This window comes from Pseudomonas sp. PA15(2017) (assembly GCF_001945395.1).
GTDB lineage: Bacteria > Pseudomonadota > Gammaproteobacteria > Pseudomonadales > Pseudomonadaceae > Aquipseudomonas.
In genome coordinates, this window is the sequence record NZ_MSXV01000001.1 from 1 (window position 1) to 18,196 (window position 18,196).

Sequence of the window (18,196 nt, forward strand, 5' to 3'; positions counted from 1 at the left end):
CTGAGAACCCCTGATTCTCCTGAGCTGAGGGAGCATTTTGGCTCTGGTAATACGGGCACCGAGCGCCAGACGCCTTTTCCGATGCTGCGCCTAGTTGCCTTGATGAACGTGCGCTCCCACGTGATCCTCGATGCGCAGCTCGGTCCTTATCGCGGCAGTGAGATGCGCTTGGCCGAAACCTTCCTGGGCCAGATTCCGGACAATTCGATTACATTGTTCGACAAAGGCTTTTGGGGAGCTGATTTGCTGCTGAGCATTGCCGATGGGGGAAGCAATCGGCACTGGCTCACGCCAGCTCGCAAGAACCTGGTGATGGAGGAAGTCGAGCGCTATGGCGAGCATGATCGTCGCGTACGGATGAAAGTCTCGCCTCAGGCTCGCAAACGAAACCCGGCTCTCCCCACACACTGGGAAGTGCGCGAGGTCAGCTATCAAAGCCAGGGGTGTATCAGATCGCTGCTCACGTCGCTGCCGGTCGAGGACTACAGCGCAGAAGCGGTCGCCGAACTATATCTGGAACGCTGGGAAATCGAGCTGGGCTTCCGGGATATCAAAAGCTCAATGCAGCAGAATGCGGTAACGCTGCGCAGCAAGAAGGTCGACCTTATTTATCAAGAGGTCTGGGGACTTTTACTGGCTTACAACATCATCCGTCGAGAGGCCAGCCACGCCGCAATAGCCTTTGGCCGAACGCCTTCAGACATACGCTTCAAACCTGCCTGCCAGTACATTGCGGTACAACTGATCGTCATGGCAGCTGCTAATCCGGTATCGGCGACAGGCAGAAGGTTGGCTGAGTTGCGGGGAGGTATCGGAGGGATGTTTCTGGATCACCGTCCAAGGCCGGGAAGAACCAGGACGGTGAAGATTTCCAAAACCCGATATCCAGTGGATCGTAAGGCTGCTCCGCTTAAGTGAACAGCATTACGCACGCGGGCGGGGCTTTCAGCGTTGCAGCGAACCGGGTTACCAACCCACCCCGAAACCGATGGTGTAGCGGGTTTCATCCTTGTCGCCATCCGAGCCACTGACCTGATCCTTCGAGGCTTTCATGTTCAACGAGGCCCAGTCGGTGACCTTGTAGCGCAGGCCCACTTCGGCATCCAGTGAGTAATCAGCGGCACTGGCCAGCGGCTTGCCCACTTCGCCAGAGCTGAACAACTGGAAGGTCTTGCCGATCAGGTAGCGGTTGTAGTCCCAACGCATGCTGATGGCGTAGAAGTCGTCCTGCTCGCCATTGGCATATTCGTAGTCGGAGCGATTGAGCAGACCGGCAACGGAAAATGCGCCCAGTTCGTTATCCCAGAACTGGTAACCCGGACCGGTACCGATGGTGCGCTGACGCTCCAGGTCTTCGACCTTGTCGCGCTTGTACTCCAGACGCCCTTGCCAGAACCACTGTTCATCGAGGAAGCGGTCGAGGGCATATTCGGTGCCCCAGTTGTCGGTGCTGACCACGTCGTTGCGCAATTCACGGTTGTAGTCGACCTTCGCGTTGTGACGCCATTTGCCGTGACGGGCCTGGGTCTTGAGGTCGATGTCATAGTCATCGGTGTCGCTCTCGGCCCGCTTGTAATCCATGGCCACATCGACGTTGCCCTTCCACATGAAGTCTTCGACGAAGGGCTTGGGCTTCATGATCTGCTTGATGCTGGCCAGCTCGACGGTTTTCGGTGCATCGCCATTGGCGAGAATCACCTTGCCCGAATCGGCGGCCTGCAGCGACTTGGCGCGCTCGCCGGTGATGTCGTTTTCCTTGACCAGCAACTCGCGATCGCTTTCCAGGGTGGCGACCTGCTTCCAGTCCAGCGGGATGGAACCACCGTAGGCGGTCTGCAGCATCAGTTTGCCGCCGTCGAAAACCTTGATGGTTCCGGTCAGACGGTCGCCGTTCTTCATCCATACGGTATCGGCCAGCAGCGGTGTGGCGGCTACGCTGAGGCCCAGGCACAACAAGGTACGAGTAAACATAAGCGGATGCTGTCGCTCCGGTTCGCGGTAAATCGGGCATTATCCGCATACCCGACATTTGAGCAAGAAATGACCGACGGAAATGCCTCGAGTTCATTGACGGCCGACATCCAAACGGAGCGAGGAGACTGCCATGCCGACACGACAGCCCGATTACAGCGCGCCACTGGCCGACGATAACCAGCAGGCCCGCCGTGACGCCTTGTACCTGGCGCTGGCCCAGGTGCCGGCTGGCAAGGTGGTCACCTATGGCGAGCTGGCTGCGCTGGCAGGTCTGGGGCGCGCCGCACGCTGGGTCGGCCGAGCCCTCGGTCAGTTGCCCGATGGCACTGCCCTGCCCTGGCATCGTGTGGTCGCTGCCGGGGGCCGCTTGAGCCTGACGACGGACTCGCCAAGCGGGGTTGAACAACGGGCCCGGTTGCGCGTCGAAGGGGTGCTATCCCACAATGGCCGGGTGGATATCCGACGTCACGGCTGGCGGCCCCTGGAGCACGAGGCATGAGACTCGGTGCATCACGCGCAACCGGCTTGCACTGACCCGACCCTAGCCCCTAGAGTGCGCCACTTGTTCATGCTTTCTCCCCCCAGGCCGACCCCTTTCAATGCATCGTAAAAGCTGGCGCGACGCGATCGCCGCCTACTCCAGCCCCTCGACACTGGTTCTTCTGGTGCTTGGGTTCGCCGCCGGCCTGCCTTACATGTTGGTATTCTCGACCCTGTCGGTGTGGCTGCGTGAAGCCGGCGTGGCACGCGAGACTATCGGTTTCGCCAGCCTGATCGGCCTGGCCTACGCCTTCAAGTGGGTGTGGTCACCACTGCTCGACCAATGGCGCCTGCCGTTGCTCGGCAAGCTCGGCAGGCGGCGCTCGTGGCTGGTGCTGTCGCAGATTCTGATCGCCATCGGCCTGGCCGGCATGGCGCTTTGCGATCCACACACTCACCTGACCTGGCTGATCGCCCTCGCCGTGCTGGTGGCCTTCGCCTCGGCGACCCAGGACATCGCCGTCGATGCCTACCGCCTGGAGATCGTCGACGACACCCGCCAAGCCGCCCTGGCTGCCAGCTACATGGCCGGCTACCGGGTCGCTGCACTGCTGGCCACCGCCGGCGCACTGTACGTCGCCGAGGGCCTCGGCTCGACCACCCTGCTCTATCAGCACGCAGCCTGGGCCGGTACCTACCTGCTGTTCGCCCTGCTGATGCTGCCGGGCCTGCTGACCAGCCTGTGGATGAAAGAGCCGGCGGTGTCGATGAAGACCCAGTTGGCTGCCGCCAAATATGGGTTCAGCCACCAGATCGCTTCGGTGCTGGTGCTGATCGTGCTGTTGGTGTCGGTGCCGGCGATGTTCACCCAGCTCTACAACACCGACTTCCCCAGCCTGGTGACCGGCGAAGCCACGCTGCTCGACCTGCTGCTCGAGGACCGCGCCTTCCTGCGCGCCATCCTCTATACGATCCTGACCGCCCTGTGCCTGTCGTCGATGGGCCGCCGCGGTCTGGCGCCAGTGCTCACGCCGGTCAATGACTTCATCCTGCGCTACCGCTGGCAGGCCTTCCTGCTACTGGGGCTGATCGCCACCTATCGCATGTCCGACACGGTCATGGGCGTGATGGCCAACGTCTTCTACATCGACCAGGGCTTCACCAAGGACCAGATCGCCAGCGTCAGCAAACTGTTCGGGCTGATCATGACCCTGGTCGGCGCCGGCGCTGGCGGGTTGCTGATCGTGCGCTTCGGCATCATGCCGATCCTGTTCATCGGTGGCGCGGCGTCGGCGGCCACCAACCTGCTGTTCATGGTGCTGGCCGGCATGGGTGCCAACCTGCAGATGCTGATCTTCACCATCTCGGCGGACAACTTCAGTTCCGGGCTGGCCACGGCGGCGTTCGTCGCCTACCTGTCGAGCCTGACCAACCTGAAGTTCTCGGCCACCCAATACGCGCTGCTGAGTTCCATCATGCTGCTGCTGCCACGCCTGATCGGTGGCTATTCCGGCGTGCTGGTGGAGAAGTTCGGTTACGCGGATTTCTTCCTGATCACCGCGCTGATGGGCGTGCCGACCCTGCTGCTGATCCTGCTGCAGTGGCATCGCCAGGGCAACCGGGCCAGTGCGCTACCGGCCGACGAGCCGCCGAAACAGGAATGACGCCCATGAAAAAGCCGACTCTCGTCGGCTTTTTCATTTCTGCGTGCCGCGTTTCAGCCGGCCTTGCCCTGCTGAACCATCTGCACCATGCGCGGCGGCTGCGCCAGCTCGACACCTTCGGCGCGCAGGCGATCGCGTACGCTCTCGTTGAGCATGAAGATTACCGGCCAGTAGTCGCCGGCTGCCGTCCACATACGCAGCGACAGGTTGATCGAGGTTTCGCCCAGGTTGGATACCACCACCACCGGCGCCGGCTCCTGGTGCACGCGCGCATCCTTGGAGAGCTCCAGCAGCACTTCGCGGGCCTTGGCCAGGTCGGCATCGTAGTCGAGCTTCACGTCGTACAGCACCTGGCGGGTATTCTGCCGCGAGTGGTTGGTGATGATGCCGTTGGACAAGGTGCCGTTGGGCACGATCACCACCTTGTTGTCACCGGTGCGCAGCACGGTGTGGAAGATCTGGATGTAGTCCACCGAGCCGGAAACACCCTGGGCCTCGATGAAATCGCCGGCCTTGAATGGGCGGAACAGCATGATCAGCACGCCGCCAGCGAAGTTCGCCAGGCTGCCCTGCAGCGCCAGGCCGATGGCCAGGCCGGCCGCACCGATCACCGCGATGAACGAAGTGGTCTCCACGCCGATCATCGACGCCACGCTGATGATCAGCAGCACCTTGAGCACGATGCTCGCCAGGCTGCCGATGAAGCTGCTCAGCGCGCGATCGACCTTGCGGCCGTCCATCAGGGCGCTGACCTTGCCTGTCAGCTTGCTGATCAGCCACCAGCCGATCAACAGGGTTACGATGGCCAGGGTCAGTTTGCCGCTGTACTGCAGCAATACCGGAATCCAGGCCTGCGACATCACGACCAACTGGTCGATGCTCATATCCATCGGGCATTCCTTCTAGCAATGCAAACGAAAACGCCATGCGTTCGGACGGGCGCTCAGGAAATTGCGACGCCCACCGTTCGCCGGGGTTCAATAAACCCCGCCGTATCAGTCGCGAAAATTGTTGTACTGCAGGGGCATGCCGAAATCCTTGCCACGCAGCGAGGCGATGCATTCCTGCAGGTCGTCGCGCTTCTTGCCGGTGACCCGCACCTGTTCGCCCTGAATGGCGGCCTGCACCTTGAGCTTGGCTTCCTTGATGTGGGCGACGATCTTCTTGGCCAGCTCCTTGTCGATGCCTTCGCGGAATTCGACCTCCTGTTTGACCACCTTGCCGGACGCGTAGGGGTCCTTGGTTTCCATACACTGGCTGTCGATCTTGCGCTTGATCAGACAGCCGCGAATGATGTCGAGCATCTGCTCGAGCATGAAATCGGCTTCGGCGGTCAGCGTGACGGCCTTGTCCTTGACCTCGAAGCTGCACTTGCCGCGCAGGTCGAAGCGCCGCTCCAGCTCCTTGGTGGCATTGTCCAGGGCATTGGTGAGTTCGTGTTTGTCCAGCTCCGACACCACGTCGAACGAGGGCATGGAAATCCTCCAGATATAAAGCGCGATCGGGCAGCGCTGTTTCGCGATTCACCGACTGGCAGCCACCTGTGCAGCGATGCGAGCTGCATCGTGCTGGGCGCCGGTTCGCGAGATCGTGAATAAGTTCTGCGCAAATCGCGCGGATGGCTTGACGATAAAATTGGCGCGATCATTATATCCGCTCTGATACAGACCGCTCGGCGTTGTATTGGTTACTCCCCTTCCCTCGACCCGTTTTCCTGCCAACGAGTGCCATAAAAAACATGCCCAACCCCCATCTCAGTATTCTGGTGGTGGACGATGCCAAGTTCTCGAGCGCCATGATCGGGCGCGCATTGAGCCAGGCTGGATATCAGGATATTCGCTTCGCCAGCAGCGCTGCCGAAGCCATCAGCAATCTCGAACAACGCCCCGCCAGCGTGCTGCTGGCCGACTGGCTGATGCCTGAAATGGACGGCCTGGAGCTGACCGGACGGGTGCGCCAACTCGACGAGGCGGCCGAACACTACACCTACATCATCCTGCTGACCGGCAAGGAAGGCGAGAATGTGCTCAACGAGGCCTTCGACCGCGGCGTCGATGACTTCATCAGCAAGTCGTCCATGAACGAACAGCTATTGCCGCGAGTATTCGCCGCCGAACGCCTGTGCAGCACCCTGCAGCGCCTGCTCCAGGAAAACGCCCTGCTGGTGCAGAACATCGCCAGCCTGGAAGAGCGCAACCTGGTCGAGCCGTTGACTGGCCTGGGCAACACCCGCTACCTGAAACAGAAGATGGCGGACAGCCTGCGCCAGGTCGAGTCGCGCGGCGGCGCGCTGTGCTACCTGTTGATCGGCTTGCAGGGCGCCGATGAGCTGGGCGCACGCCACGGCAAGGCCTTCTACAACGAATTGCTGCGCAGCGTGGCCCGTCGCCTGCAACAGCTGGTGCGTCCGCTGGACGTGCTGGTGAGCCTGGACGACCGCCACTTCGCGCTGATCACCCTGCTCGACGACCTGCAGGAGTGCTCGCCGAGCAGCTTCAAGCGCCTGCACGAAGGACTCAACCTCAAGGCCTTCAAGACCAGCGAAGGGTTCATCAGCCTCAAGGCCGGCATTGCCGTGGTCGGGCTGGACAGCAAGGCCATGCCGATGGAGCAGCAGTACCTGCTCGACCTGGCCAGCCGACTGCTACCCGAAGCCCATGCCAGCGGCCGCGTGACCGCCGTACGCCTGCCGCGCACATGAGCTGGCACGTACTCGGCGCCGGCAGCCTGGGCAGCCTGTGGGCCACCCGCCTGTTTCGCGCCGGCGTGCCAGTGCAGCTGATTCTCCGTGACGCGCAGCGCCTGGCCGCCTACCGTCAGGCAGGCGGGCTGACGCTCGTCGAACAGGGCCAGGCCAGCCTGTACGCCATCGTCGCCGGTGACCTGAACGAACAGGCACCCATCGAGCGTCTTCTGCTGGCCTGCAAGGCCTACGACGCCGCCGAAGCCATCGCGGCAGTCGCCCACCGGCTGACGCCGGAGGCCGAGGTGATCCTGCTGCAGAACGGCCTGGGCAGCCAGGACGAAGTGGCCGTGCAGCTACCCGGCCGCCGTTGCCTGCCCGCCTCCAGCACCGAGGGCGCTTTTCGCGATGGTGACTGGCGGGTGGTGTTCGCCGGTCAGGGCCACAACTGGATTGGCGATCCACTCGATGCCACACCGCCAGGCTGGCTGAGCGATCTGCAGCGCAGCCACATTCCGCATACCTGGAGCCCGGACATTCTGGCGCGGCTGTGGCGCAAGCTGGCGCTCAACTGCGCCATCAATCCGCTGACCGTACTGCACGGCTGTCGCAATGGCGAACTGGTCCGCCACGGCGATCAGGTCGATGCACTGTGCGCCGAACTCGCCGGGCTATTGCACGGTTGTGGCCAGGCTGACGCCGCCCGGGATCTGCACCTCGACGTATGGCGGGTGATCGAGGCCACGGCTGCCAACTACTCATCCATGTACCAGGACGTGGCCGCCGGTCGCCGCACCGAAATCAGCTACCTGCTCGGCTACGCCTGCGCTGCCGCCGAACGCGCAGCGCTGCAGGTGCCGCACCTGAAAGTCGTGCACCGGCAACTGCTCGAGCATCTGGACCGGCACGGATTGCCGCGCTATTGAGTCACGCGCTAACCTGCGCCCTCACCTGTCACCACGAAACATGCCCATGCGCCTGCGCCACCGCCTGAAGAACCTCCCCGTTGGCCGAAAATTGCTCGCGGCGCTGCTGGTCCTGCTGGCTGCCGTGCTGGTGGTCGCCAACATGACCTTCATCAGCGCGGCCTACTGGATCTCCCAGGAAAGCGTCGCCCCCCAGGCACTGCAGACCCTCGGCCGGCTGTTCGCCACTTCGGCCCTGAGCCGCGAGGCCCTGAGTTCGCGCGAAGCAGCCCACGAGTTGCTGAAACGCCTGGATGGCTATGGCCCGCTGCGCGCCGCGGTGATCTACGACGCCGCTGGCAACAGCATGGCGCAACTGCAGCGTGGCGAAAAACTCGATCTGCCCACCCAGGTCGATGCGCTGGACAACTGGCGCATCGGTGAATTCCGCGCCAACCAGCTGATCGAACTGCCCCAGGCCGATGCCCCACCTGGGCACCTGCTGCTGGTCGCCTCCAGCGAGTTGCCGGGCGCTTTCTACACCGGCACCGTGACCGCCAGCCTGGTGATCCTCGGCTTCAGCCTGGTGCTCTGGCTGCTGGTGGCGCGGCAGATCCGCCGCCTGGTCACCAGCCCGATCAAACGCCTCGAAGAGCTGACCCGCCAGGTCACCCGCGAGGAGAACTACTCGCTGCGCGCGCGGCGCGGCAATCGCGATGAAATCGGCAGTCTGGCCGAGGCCTTCAACACCATGCTCGAGCGCATCGAAGCGCGCGAGCAGCAGCTCAAGCGCGCCCGCGACGACTCCGAGGAAGCCTACAACCAGGCCCGCGGCCTGGCCGAGGAAACGCGCCTGTCCAATCGCAAGCTGGAACTCGAAGTGCAGGTGCGCAGCAAGATCGAGAAAAAGCTCACCGGTTTCCAGAACTACCTCAACAGCATCATCGACTCCATGCCCTCGGCGCTGATCGCCCTGGACGAACAGCTGTACGTGGCGCAGTGGAATCAGGAAGCCAGCGCGCTGTCCGGTACCTCCATCGACGAGGCGGTCAACCAGCCAGTGTTCCTCGCCTTCCCGCTGCTCAAGCCCTACCTGTCCAAACTCAAGCGCACCGCCGAGCAGCACCGGGTCGAGAAGATCGAACGCGTCACCTGGATTCGCGACGACGAGCCCCATCACTACGCCCTGACCTTCTACCCGCTGATCGGCAGTATCGGCCGTGGCGTGGTGATCCGTATCGACGACATCACCCAGCGCCTGAACCTCGAAGAGGTCATGGTGCAGTCCGAGAAGATGCTTTCCGTGGGCGGCCTGGCGGCCGGCATGGCGCACGAGATCAACAACCCGCTGGGCGCCATCCTGCACAACGTGCAGAACATCCGCCGGCGCCTGTCGCCGGAGCTGCCACGCAATCAGGAGCAGGCCGAACTGGCCGACGTCAGCCTGACGGCCATCGACCGCTACCTGAGCGCCCGGGAAATTCCCATGCTGCTCGACGGCATCCAGCAGGCCGGGGCGCGGGCCTCGAAGATCGTCACCCACATGCTCAGTTTCAGCCGCCTGAGCAACCGGCAGCTGGCGCCCTGCCAGCTGCCGGCGCTGATCGACCAGGCCGTGGAGATCGCCAGCAACGACTTCGACCTGACCGAAAGCTTCGACTTCAAGAGCCTGCTGATCCAGCGCGAATTCGATCCGCAGCTCGGGCCGATTCCCGGCATCGCCAACGAACTGGAACAGGTGCTGCTCAACCTGCTGAAGAACGCCGCCCAGGCCATCCACCTGCGCGACGACGACAGCATCCCCGGCAAGCTGATCCTGCGCACGCGCCTGGCGCCGCCATGGGCCGAAGTGCAGGTCGAGGACAATGGCGTGGGTATTCCCGAAGCCGTGCGCAAGCGTATCTTCGAACCGTTCTTCACCACCAAGGAAGTCGGCCAGGGCACCGGCCTGGGGCTCTCGGTCTCGTACTTCATCGTCACCAACAACCACAAGGGCCAGATGGAGGTGCACTCGCGCACCGGCCAGGGCACCTGCTTCACCCTGCGCTTGCCGCTGGGCGTAGGCAACTGATCAGCGGAGACGCCATGGGTTATCGACTCTCGAAAATCTACACACGCACCGGCGATGCCGGGCAGACCGGCCTGGCCGATGGTCGCCGCGTGGCCAAGGATCACCCTCGCATCGAAGCCATCGGCGAAGTGGACACCCTCAACAGCCAGCTCGGCCTGCTGCTCGCCGACCTGCTCGAAGAGCAGGCGAGCCATCCGGGGCTCGGCGAGCTGGTCGAGGTGCTCGCGCCCTGCCAGCACCGCCTGTTCGACCTTGGTGGCGAGCTGGCGATGCCCGAATACCATGCGCTGCAGAGCGCCGAAATCGAGCGCCTGGAAACGGCCATCGACCGCTGGAACGAGGAAGTCGGGCCGCTCACCAACTTCATCCTGCCCGGCGGCTCGCGGTTGATCGCCCAGGCCCACCTGTGTCGCAGCAGCGCCCGCACTGCCGAGCGGCGCTGCGGCCAGCTGCATGCCATCGAAACGCTGCGCGGTGAGCTGCTGGCCTACATCAACCGGCTGTCCGACCTGCTGTTCGTGGCCGCGCGGCTGATCGCCCGGCGCCTGGGCATCGACGAAGTGCTCTGGCAGGCCGCCGTCAAAGGCTGAGGCGACTCTCGAAGCGGCGCAGCTCGCCGCTCAGCGGGTCGCTGAACGACAGCCCGCGGGCCAGCAGCTTCAGCGGCCGCCCGTAGTCGTCGGGTTCACCCTCGGCGCAGCTGACGTCGGGATAGAACGGATCGTTGAGGATCGGCGCGCCCAAGGCCGCCATATGCACCCGTAACTGATGCTTCTTGCCGGTGACCGGCTCCAGACCGTACAACCAGTGCTCGGCGCGTTTCTCGATGACCTCGACGCGCGTGCGGGTGTTCGCCACCCCCGCTGCCTCGCGCATGCGAAAGAACGGCTCCCCGGCCTCGAAGCGCGTCTCGCGCAACAGCGGAAACTGCAGCCCTGGCAAGGGAGCGGCCAGCGCCTCGTAGCGCTTGTCGATGGCGCGCTCGCGAAACATCGCCTGGTAGCGCCCGCGGGTCTGCGGGTTGCTGGAGAACAGCACCAGCCCGGCGGTGTGGCGGTCGATGCGGTGCAAGGGCACCAGATCGGCATTGCCGGTACGCTTGACCAGCCGCGCCAGCAAGGTCTGCTCGACGTAGGCGCCGGCCGGCATCACCGACAGGAAATGCGGCTTGTCGGCGACCAGAATGTGCTCATCGACATGCAGGATGGTTTCCTCGAAGGGAATCAACGGCTCGGCGGGCACCTCACGGAAGTAATGTACGCGCAGGCCGACCCGGTAAGGGTGATCGACGCCTATGGGCGCGCCTTCGGCGTCCAGCACCCGGCCGCGGGCCATGCGCTCGAGCCAGACGTCCCGCGAAATCGCCGAGAAGTGCGCGCACAGACAGTCGAGCACCGTCGCCCAGTCGCCAGCGGGCAGGTGCAGCGTGCTGGGGCGTAGGATTGGCTGATCGGAGGGTGGCATGCAAAGGCTCCAGGTGCGGTCGTCAGGGCGCGATCAGGTAGAGACAGATCGACAGCGTCACCAGCGAGCCCAGTGTCGACAACAGAATGGTGCTCGACACCTCGGCACCGTCGCGGCGGTAGAACTCGGCAAGCATGAACGGACCGGTGCCGGTCGGCAGCGCGCTGAGCAGCAGCGCGGCGTGTGCCCACATCGGTGGCAGGCGGAACACGTAGACGGCCAATCCCCAGGTAATCAGCGGGTGAGCGACCAGCTTGATCAGTACCAGGCCGGTGCCGCGCTGCTTCGGCCCCGCGTGCTTTTCAGCCAGGAACAAGCCAAGGGCGATGAGCGCGCAGGGCCCAGTGGCGGCGGCGAGCAGTTTGAGAAACTGGTGCAGGGGTGCCGGCAGCGGCTGCGCCGTGGCCGCCCACAGGCCACCGAGCAGCGGCGCCATGACGATGGGGTTCTTGAACAGCGCGACACCGACTTTGCGCACCGCGCCCAGCAGACTCTTTTCGTTCTGCAGGCCCACTTCGATGCACACCACCGCCAGGGCGAACAGCACGCAGATGACGATCAGGCAGGCGATCAGCGCCGGCTCCATGCCGGCATCGCCGAATACCAGCAGGCACAGCGGAATGCCCATGTAACCGGTATTCGCGTAGGAGGCGCTGAGCCCACGCACGCTGGCGTCGGCGAGGCTGCCGGTACGGCGCAGGGCCACCAGCAGCACCAGAACGAAGAGCCCCAGGGTGGCGATGCCATAGGCGAGGATGAAGCCGGGCTGCCAGATATCGTCCCACACCACGGTGGCCATCGCCTCGAACAGCAGCGCCGGCAGGCACAGCCAGACCACCATGCGGTTGATCTCCGAGGCGGCGGTGGCGCCCAGCAGGCCCAGGCGCCGGCAGGCAAATCCGGCAAGGATCAGCGCGAAGACCGGCAGGATGACGTTGAGAACGGAGGCCATGGGCCGTGAATCACTCGAAAACGGGACGCCGCAGGGTAGGCGCTACGGCCTGCTGACACAAGCGCAGCCGTCAGTGTTGAGGCTCGGACCAGAACGCACGAATCCCGGCGACGCCCTGGGCACCGGCCTGCCAGGCCTGCTCGGCCTGCTGTGGGCCGACACCGCCGAGCAGGTAGCACGGCTGGTTGAAGCCCTTCAACAAGTCGGTCGCCTGCTGCCAACCCAGCGGAGGGGCATCGGGATGGCTGGCAGTGGCCTGCAGAGGCGACAGGGTGACGAAATCGGCTCCGATTTGCGAGGCCAGTTCGAGTTCTTCGGCACTGTGGCAGGAAGCGGCCAGCCAGCGGCCCTCGGGCAGCGGACGGCCCTTGCTGGCGTACTTGCGTAGCTGCTCGGCGGTGAGGTGCCAGCCGGCTGCGGGGAAATCGCCCAGCCACTCCAGCGGGCCCTTGAGCATCAACTGCGCCTTGCCGGCGCAGAGCCCCTGGACGTCCACGGCGATATCGCGGTACTGGGCGTCGAACATCGCCGGCGCGCGCAGCTGGATCAGGCGAATACCGTTGGCAATCGCTGCCCGCACGCCTGCAAGCAGCTCGGGGCCGTCCAACCCTTCCGGGGTGATCAGGTAATGTTCGGGCAGCCGAGCAGCCGCGACGATCGGTCGGTTGGCGGCAGGAAATTCATAGTCGCCCAATTGCCGTGCGCTGACCCACGCCAGCGGCTGACCTTCGGCGCCGTGGGGTTCATCAGCGAAGCGGCTGACTTCCCAGACGTCCAGCAGCACATGCTTGTCGCTGTAATCGTGGCGCACCTGGATAAGCGGCCGCGCCGCCTCCACGGTAATGCCCAGCTCCTCGTGCAGCTCGCGCGACAGCGCCGCGAGAACGGCTTCGCCCTCCTCGACCTTGCCGCCCGGAAACTCCCAGAGCCCGCCCTGGTGTTTGTCGTCAGGGCGCTTGGCAATCAGGATTCGGTCATCGTCACCGCGGATTACCGCTGCCGCTACATGCACGCGTTTCACGTCTACTCCTTCAAAGCTGCCTGCAACCAGCGCTGGAACGCCGGCCACTGAAAAATGGTGTCCACGTAGGCCGCTGCATCCGCCGGAAGTTGCACGCCATAGCTGCGCAGCCGGCTGGCGACCGGGGCGAAATAGGCATCGGCGATGCTGACCTCGCCGAACAGGTACGCACCGCCCTGGCCGAAGCGCTCGCGGCAGCCGGCCCACAACGCGACGACACGCTGGATATCGTGCTTGACGTCGTCCGCCACGCTGGCCAGCGGCGCGTTACGCTGCATGTCCATCGGCATATGGCTGCGCAGCGCGCCGAAGCCGCTGTGCATCTCCGCGCAGACCGAGCGGGCCATGGCGCGGGCGGCCACATCACGCGGCCAGAGGGCCACCTCGGGATAGCGCTCGGCCAGGTATTCGGCGATCGCCAGGGAATCCCAGATCACCCCGGCATCCTCGGTTTTGAGCACCGGCACCTTGGCGGTGGGCGAATGCTCGAGCAGCCGCGCGTGGGTGTCGGCCCGAAACAGCGGCACCAGGGTTTCCTGGTACGCCGCGCCGCTGAGCTCGAGCAGCAGCCAGCCGCGCAGCGACCAGGACGAGTAATTCTTGTTGCCTATCACCAGTTCGAGCGACATCTATTTCTCCAGCGATCAGAAGGAACAGAACGACAGCTTCGCCGTTGGCTGCCGGCAAGGCAAATTCCGCTCGCTCATGGGGCCATGCGCGAGCGGAATGAACGCGCCAGCCGCCCTGTCGGCGACCGGCACGAGGATCAGGTGCGGTATTCGGCGTTGATCTTCACGTACTCGTGAGACAGGTCGGTGGTCCAGATGGTCTCGCTGCAAGTGCCACGGCCCAGCTCGATGCGGATGGTGATTTCCTCTTCGGCCATCACCGCGGAGCCCTGCTCTTCGGTGTAGGTCGCGGCGCGGCAGCCCTTGCTGGCGATGCACACCTCGCCCAGGAACACGTCGATCTTGCTGACGTCCAGTTGGGCCACGCCGGCACGGCCGACGGCGGCGAGGATGCGCCCCCAGTTGGGGTCGGAGGCGAACAGCGCGGTCTTGATCAGCGGCGAATGGGCCACCGCATAGCCGACGTCCAGGCATTCCTGGTGCGTCGCCCCGCCGTTGACCTGCACGGTGACGAACTTGGTAGCGCCTTCGCCATCACGAACGATGGCCTGAGCCACGTCCATGCACACCTCGAATACCGCCTGCTTCAACGCGGCGAACAGCGCGCCGCTGGCCTGGGTGATTTCCGGTAGGGCCGCCTTGCCGGTGGCGATCAGCATGCAGCAGTCGTTGGTGGAGGTATCACCGTCGATGGTGATGCGGTTGAACGACTTGTTCGCGGCGTCACGCAGCAGGTCCTGCAACACGCCCTGGGCGACCTTGGCGTCGGTGGCGATATAGCCGAGCATGGTGGCCATGTTCGGCTTGATCATGCCCGCACCCTTACTGATGCCGGTAACGGTGACGGTCACGCCCTCGTGGGTGAACTGGCGGCTGGCACCCTTGGGCAGCGTGTCGGTGGTCATGATGCCGGTGGCGGCATCGGCCCAGTTGTTTTCGGAGAGGTTGTCCAGCGCGGCCTGCAGGGCGCCTTCGATTTTCTCGACCGGCAGCGGCTCGCCGATTACGCCGGTGGAGAACGGCAGCACTTCGCTCTCATCCACACCGGCCAGGCCGGCCAGGCTGGCGCAGGTGCGCGTGGCGTTCTGCAGGCCCGGCTCACCGGTTCCGGCATTGGCATTACCGGTATTGGTCAGCAGGTAGCGCACGCTGCCGGACGCCCGCTTCTTGGCCAGAATCACCGGCGCCGCGCAGAACGCGTTGAGGGTGAACACCCCCGCCACGCTGCTGCCCTCGGCACAGCGCATCACCACCACATCCTTGCGCCCCGGGCGCTTGATGCCGGCGGAGGCGATGCCCAGCTCGAAACCTGGAACCGGATGCAGGGTAGACAGCGGGCCAAGACCAACAGCCATGGGAGAGCTCCTCGAATTAGGTGGATGGGCACAGCATGTTCGATGCGAAAACGCCGCGAAGGGCTAGACCCTTCGCGGCGTTTGGACGTTTCACGGCATTGCGTTGATCAGTTGACCTGACCGTGGCAGTGCTTGTACTTCTTGCCGGAACCGCACGGGCACAGCTCGTTGCGGCCGATCTTCTGCTCAGCGCGCACCGGGGCGGCTGCCACGGCGACATCGCCTTCCTGGCCTTCGGCTTCCGGCTCTTCGAGCGCGGAAACCTCCTCGTGCTGGAACTGCATGCGCTGGGCCATGGACTCGGCCTCGCGACGCAGACGGGCTTCTTCCTCGACCGGATCTTCACGGCGCACCTGAACGTGCGAAAGCACACGGATGGCATCGCGCTTGATCGAATCCAGCAGTTCCTGGAACAGCGTGAAGGACTCGCGCTTGTACTCCTGTTTCGGGTTCTTCTGCGCGTAGCCGCGCAGGTGAATGCCGTGACGCAGGTGATCCATGGTCGACAGGTGGTCTTTCCACAGGTCGTCGAGTACCCGTAGCAGAATCTGCTTCTCGAAGGTACGCAGGGCTTCGGCGCTGGCCTGGGTTTCCTTCTCGTGGTAGGCGTCGATCAGTTCCTTGAGGATGCGCTCGCGCAGGGTGTCCTCATAGAGTTTGTCGTCTTCATCGAGCCACTGCTGGATCGGCAGGCGCAGGTTGAAGCTGGCGTACAGCGCCTCTTCCAGACCGGCGATATCCCACTGCTCAGGTAGCGACTGCGGCGGCATGTGCGCATTGATGGTGCTGTCCAACACTTCCCTGCGGAAGTCCTCGATGGTCTCGCCCACGTTGTCGGCGGTCAGCAAGGTGTTGCGCATGTGGTAGATCACCTTGCGCTGTTCGTTGGCCACGTCGTCGTATTCGAGCAGTTGCTTACGCATGTCGAAGTTGCGACCTTCGACCTTGCGCTGCGCTTTCTCGATGGCGTTGGTCACCATGCGGTGCTCGATGGCCTCGCCCGGCTGCATGCCCAGGGCCTTCATGAAGTTCTTCACGCGGTCGGAGGCGAAGATGCGCATCAGGCTGTCTTCCAGCGACAGGTAGAAGCGGCTGGAACCGGCGTCACCCTGGCGACCGGCACGGCCCCGCAGCTGGTTGTCGATACGGCGCGATTCGTGGCGCTCGGAGGCGATCACGTGCAGACCACCGGACTCCAGCACTTGCTGGTGGCGCTTCTGCCAGTCGGCCTTGATCTGAGCGATCTGCTCCGGCGTCGGATTCTCCAGCGCCGCGACTTCCACTTCCCAGTTACCGCCGAGCAGGATGTCGGTACCACGACCGGCCATGTTGGTGGCGATGGTCAGCGCACCCGGGCGACCGGCCTGGGCGATGATCTCGGCTTCCTTCTCGTGGAACTTGGCGTTGAGCACCTTGTGCTCGATGCCTTCCTGCTCGAGCAGGCGCGACATGTACTCGGAGGTTTCGATGGTCGCGGTACCGACCAGAACGGGCCGGCCCTGGGCCTGGCATTCCTTGATATCGGTGATGATTGCCGCGTACTTCTCTTCCTGGGTCAGGTAGACCAGGTCGTTGAAGTCCTTACGGGAAATCGGCTTGTTGGTCGGGATGACCATCACGTCCAGACCGTAGATCTGATGGAATTCGAAGGCTTCGGTATCCGCAGTACCGGTCATGCCGGCCAGCTTGTTGTACAGGCGGAAATAGTTCTGGAAGGTGGTCGAGGCCAGGGTCTGGCTCTCGGCCTGGATCTGCACGCCTTCCTTCGCTTCGATGGCCTGGTGCAAGCCCTCGGACAGTCTACGGCCCTGCATGGTACGGCCGGTGTGCTCGTCGATCAGAATCACCTGACCGTTCTGCACGATGTATTCGACGTTACGCTGGAACAGGGTGTGGGCGCGCAAGCCGGCATAGACGTGGGTCAGCAGGCCCAGGTTGTGCGCCGAATACAGGCTCTCGCCCTCGGCCAGCAGACCGGCCTGGGTCAGCATGTCTTCGATGACCTGATGGCCGTCTTCGTTGAGTTCGACCTGGCGGCTCTTCTCGTCGACCTTGTAGTGGCCTTGCTGGGTGACCACGCCCTCTTCTTCCTCGATGTGCTGCTTGAGACGAGGAATCAGGCGGTTGATCTCGGTGTACATCTTCGAGCTGTCTTCGGCCTGGCCGGAGATGATCAGCGGGGTACGGGCTTCGTCGATGAGGATCGAGTCGACTTCGTCGATCACCGCGAAATTCAGCTCGCGCTGGAATTTCTCTTCAACGCTGAACGCCATGTTGTCACGCAGGTAATCGAAGCCGAATTCGTTGTTGGTGCCGTAGGTGATGTCGGCGGCATAGGCAGCGCGCTTTTCTTCCGGCGGCATGAACGGCGTGACGATACCGACCGACAGGCCGAGGAATTCGTACAGCGGGCGCATCCAGTTGGCGTCGCGGCGGGCCAGATAGTCGTTGACCGTGACCACGTGCACGCCCTTGCCTTCCAGGGCGTTGAGGTACACGGCCAGGGTACCGACCAGGGTCTTGCCCTCACCGGTACGCATCTCGGCGATCTTGCCTTCGTGCAGGGTCATGCCGCCGATCAACTGGACGTCGAAGTGGCGCATGCCCATGACGCGTTTACCCGCCTCGCGGGCGACGGCAAAGGCTTCGGGCAGCAGTTGATCGAGGGTTTCGCCTTTGGCCAGGCGGGCCTTGAATTCTTCGGTCTTGGCACGCAGTTGCTCATCGGAGAGCGCGAGCATCTGCTCCTCGAATGCATTGACGGCCTGAACCGCCTTGAGCATGCGTTTGACTTCACGCTCGTTCTTGCTTCCAAAGAGTTTTTTCAACAAAGGCGCAAACATATCGACAGGATCTTCCACGCTATGAATGGAGGGCGGCCCCGTGAGTCGCCCATGCAGCCCTTATGGCTGCGTGCGAAGAGGGCATTCTACCCGGAAACGGAATTGAAGAAAGAGCGCGATTGGCACAGGGCCATCGGCGCAGTGCGAGCCGGCCT

General features: G+C 63.7%; 16 protein-coding genes. 7 read left to right on the forward strand and 9 right to left on the reverse strand.

Going from position 1 to position 18,196, the window contains the following annotated elements; all coding sequences use genetic code 11:
* The coding region (locus BVH03_RS00005; RefSeq protein ID WP_075959283.1) for an IS4 family transposase at positions 1–918 on the forward strand (918 nt) is incomplete at its 5' end.
* A 48-nt stretch (positions 919–966) separates the two neighbouring features.
* On the opposite strand, the gene BVH03_RS00010 is transcribed toward BVH03_RS00005, so the two are convergent.
* Entirely contained in the window at positions 967–1,971 is a 1,005-nt protein-coding gene (locus BVH03_RS00010; RefSeq protein WP_075959284.1) for a DUF481 domain-containing protein, read from the reverse strand.
* A gap of 133 nt (positions 1,972–2,104) precedes the next feature.
* On the opposite strand from BVH03_RS00010, the gene BVH03_RS00015 reads away from it, so the two are divergent.
* The gene (locus BVH03_RS00015) at positions 2,105–2,473 is read left to right on the forward strand and encodes an MGMT family protein (RefSeq protein ID WP_075959285.1); all 369 of its coding nucleotides are present in this window, start codon (positions 2,105–2,107) and stop codon (positions 2,471–2,473) included.
* 100 nt (positions 2,474–2,573) lie between these two features.
* The gene (locus tag BVH03_RS00020; RefSeq protein ID WP_075959286.1) at positions 2,574–4,118 is read left to right on the forward strand and encodes an AmpG family muropeptide MFS transporter; all 1,545 of its coding nucleotides are present in this window, start codon (positions 2,574–2,576) and stop codon (positions 4,116–4,118) included.
* A gap of 53 nt (positions 4,119–4,171) precedes the next feature.
* On the opposite strand, the gene BVH03_RS00025 is transcribed toward BVH03_RS00020, so the two are convergent.
* Both BVH03_RS00025 and BVH03_RS00030 read right to left on the reverse strand, forming a co-directional pair.
* The gene (locus tag BVH03_RS00025; RefSeq protein ID WP_075959287.1) at positions 4,172–5,008 is read right to left on the reverse strand and encodes a mechanosensitive ion channel family protein; all 837 of its coding nucleotides are present in this window, start codon (positions 5,006–5,008) and stop codon (positions 4,172–4,174) included.
* Between the two features lie 105 nt (positions 5,009–5,113).
* Entirely contained in the window at positions 5,114–5,593 is a 480-nt protein-coding gene (locus BVH03_RS00030; RefSeq protein ID WP_075930917.1) for a YajQ family cyclic di-GMP-binding protein, read from the reverse strand.
* Between the two features lie 263 nt (positions 5,594–5,856).
* Here BVH03_RS00030 and BVH03_RS00035 point away from each other — a divergent pair, with 263 nt between their 5' ends.
* The 4 genes from BVH03_RS00035 to BVH03_RS00050 are packed head-to-tail and all read left to right on the forward strand — an operon-like array spanning position 5,857 to position 10,367.
* Positions 5,857–6,819 carry a response regulator gene (locus BVH03_RS00035; RefSeq protein WP_075959288.1) on the forward strand — a complete coding sequence of 321 codons (963 nt, stop codon included), beginning with the start codon at positions 5,857–5,859 and terminating at the stop codon, positions 6,817–6,819.
* Positions 6,816–7,727, forward strand: a complete 912-nt coding sequence (locus tag BVH03_RS00040; RefSeq protein WP_075959289.1) for a putative 2-dehydropantoate 2-reductase — start codon at positions 6,816–6,818, stop codon at positions 7,725–7,727. Before BVH03_RS00035 ends, BVH03_RS00040 begins: the two co-directional genes overlap by 4 nt.
* 46 nt (positions 7,728–7,773) lie before the next feature.
* The gene (locus BVH03_RS00045; protein ID WP_075959290.1) at positions 7,774–9,777 is read left to right on the forward strand and encodes an ATP-binding protein; all 2,004 of its coding nucleotides are present in this window, start codon (positions 7,774–7,776) and stop codon (positions 9,775–9,777) included.
* 14 nt (positions 9,778–9,791) lie between these two features.
* Positions 9,792–10,367 carry a cob(I)yrinic acid a,c-diamide adenosyltransferase gene (locus tag BVH03_RS00050; protein ID WP_075959291.1) on the forward strand — a complete coding sequence of 192 codons (576 nt, stop codon included), beginning with the start codon at positions 9,792–9,794 and terminating at the stop codon, positions 10,365–10,367.
* Here BVH03_RS00050 and BVH03_RS00055 read toward each other — a convergent pair.
* The 6 genes from BVH03_RS00055 to secA all read right to left on the reverse strand — a co-directional run bounded on the left by BVH03_RS00055 (position 10,357) and on the right by secA (position 18,041).
* Positions 10,357–11,241, reverse strand: a complete 885-nt coding sequence (locus BVH03_RS00055; RefSeq protein WP_075959292.1) for an RluA family pseudouridine synthase — start codon at positions 11,239–11,241, stop codon at positions 10,357–10,359. The two genes, BVH03_RS00050 and BVH03_RS00055, sit on opposite strands and share 11 nt — an antisense overlap.
* Before the next feature lie 22 nt (positions 11,242–11,263).
* Entirely contained in the window at positions 11,264–12,193 is a 930-nt protein-coding gene (locus BVH03_RS00060) for an AEC family transporter (protein WP_075959293.1), read from the reverse strand.
* Positions 12,194–12,263: 70 nt separating this feature from the next.
* Complete coding sequence (locus BVH03_RS00065; protein ID WP_075959294.1) at positions 12,264–13,214, reverse strand: Nudix family hydrolase; 951 nt, start codon at positions 13,212–13,214, stop codon at positions 12,264–12,266.
* Between the two features lie 2 nt (positions 13,215–13,216).
* Positions 13,217–13,843, reverse strand: a complete 627-nt coding sequence (locus tag BVH03_RS00070; protein ID WP_075959295.1) for a glutathione S-transferase family protein — start codon at positions 13,841–13,843, stop codon at positions 13,217–13,219.
* A 137-nt stretch (positions 13,844–13,980) separates the two neighbouring features.
* A complete protein-coding gene (gene argJ, locus BVH03_RS00075) occupies positions 13,981–15,198 on the reverse strand; it encodes a bifunctional glutamate N-acetyltransferase/amino-acid acetyltransferase ArgJ (protein WP_075959296.1) in 1,218 nt (405 codons plus the stop codon).
* 107 nt (positions 15,199–15,305) lie between these two features.
* Positions 15,306–18,041: a preprotein translocase subunit SecA gene (gene secA, locus BVH03_RS00080; protein ID WP_075959297.1), complete on the reverse strand. Its 2,736-nt coding sequence runs from the start codon at positions 18,039–18,041 to the stop codon at positions 15,306–15,308.
* Positions 18,042–18,196: the final 155 nt, after the last annotated feature.

Bases quoted from the DNA above. Each gene is read 5' to 3' on its own strand.
- BVH03_RS00010 (WP_075959284.1), bottom strand. From the start codon at position 1,971: ATGTTTACTCGTACCTTGTTGTGCCTGGGCCTCAGCGTAGCCGCCACA.
- BVH03_RS00015 (WP_075959285.1), top strand. From the start codon at position 2,105: ATGCCGACACGACAGCCCGATTACAGCGCGCCACTGGCCGACGATAAC.
- BVH03_RS00020 (WP_075959286.1), top strand. From the start codon at position 2,574: ATGCATCGTAAAAGCTGGCGCGACGCGATCGCCGCCTACTCCAGCCCC.
- BVH03_RS00025 (WP_075959287.1), bottom strand. From the start codon at position 5,008: ATGGATATGAGCATCGACCAGTTGGTCGTGATGTCGCAGGCCTGGATT.
- BVH03_RS00030 (WP_075930917.1), bottom strand. From the start codon at position 5,593: ATGCCCTCGTTCGACGTGGTGTCGGAGCTGGACAAACACGAACTCACC.
- BVH03_RS00035 (WP_075959288.1), top strand. From the start codon at position 5,857: ATGCCCAACCCCCATCTCAGTATTCTGGTGGTGGACGATGCCAAGTTC.
- BVH03_RS00040 (WP_075959289.1), top strand. From the start codon at position 6,816: ATGAGCTGGCACGTACTCGGCGCCGGCAGCCTGGGCAGCCTGTGGGCC.
- BVH03_RS00045 (WP_075959290.1), top strand. From the start codon at position 7,774: ATGCGCCTGCGCCACCGCCTGAAGAACCTCCCCGTTGGCCGAAAATTG.
- BVH03_RS00050 (WP_075959291.1), top strand. From the start codon at position 9,792: ATGGGTTATCGACTCTCGAAAATCTACACACGCACCGGCGATGCCGGG.
- BVH03_RS00055 (WP_075959292.1), bottom strand. From the start codon at position 11,241: ATGCCACCCTCCGATCAGCCAATCCTACGCCCCAGCACGCTGCACCTG.
- BVH03_RS00060 (WP_075959293.1), bottom strand. From the start codon at position 12,193: ATGGCCTCCGTTCTCAACGTCATCCTGCCGGTCTTCGCGCTGATCCTT.
- BVH03_RS00070 (WP_075959295.1), bottom strand. From the start codon at position 13,843: ATGTCGCTCGAACTGGTGATAGGCAACAAGAATTACTCGTCCTGGTCG.
- argJ (WP_075959296.1), bottom strand. From the start codon at position 15,198: ATGGCTGTTGGTCTTGGCCCGCTGTCTACCCTGCATCCGGTTCCAGGT.
- secA (WP_075959297.1), bottom strand. From the start codon at position 18,041: ATGTTTGCGCCTTTGTTGAAAAAACTCTTTGGAAGCAAGAACGAGCGT.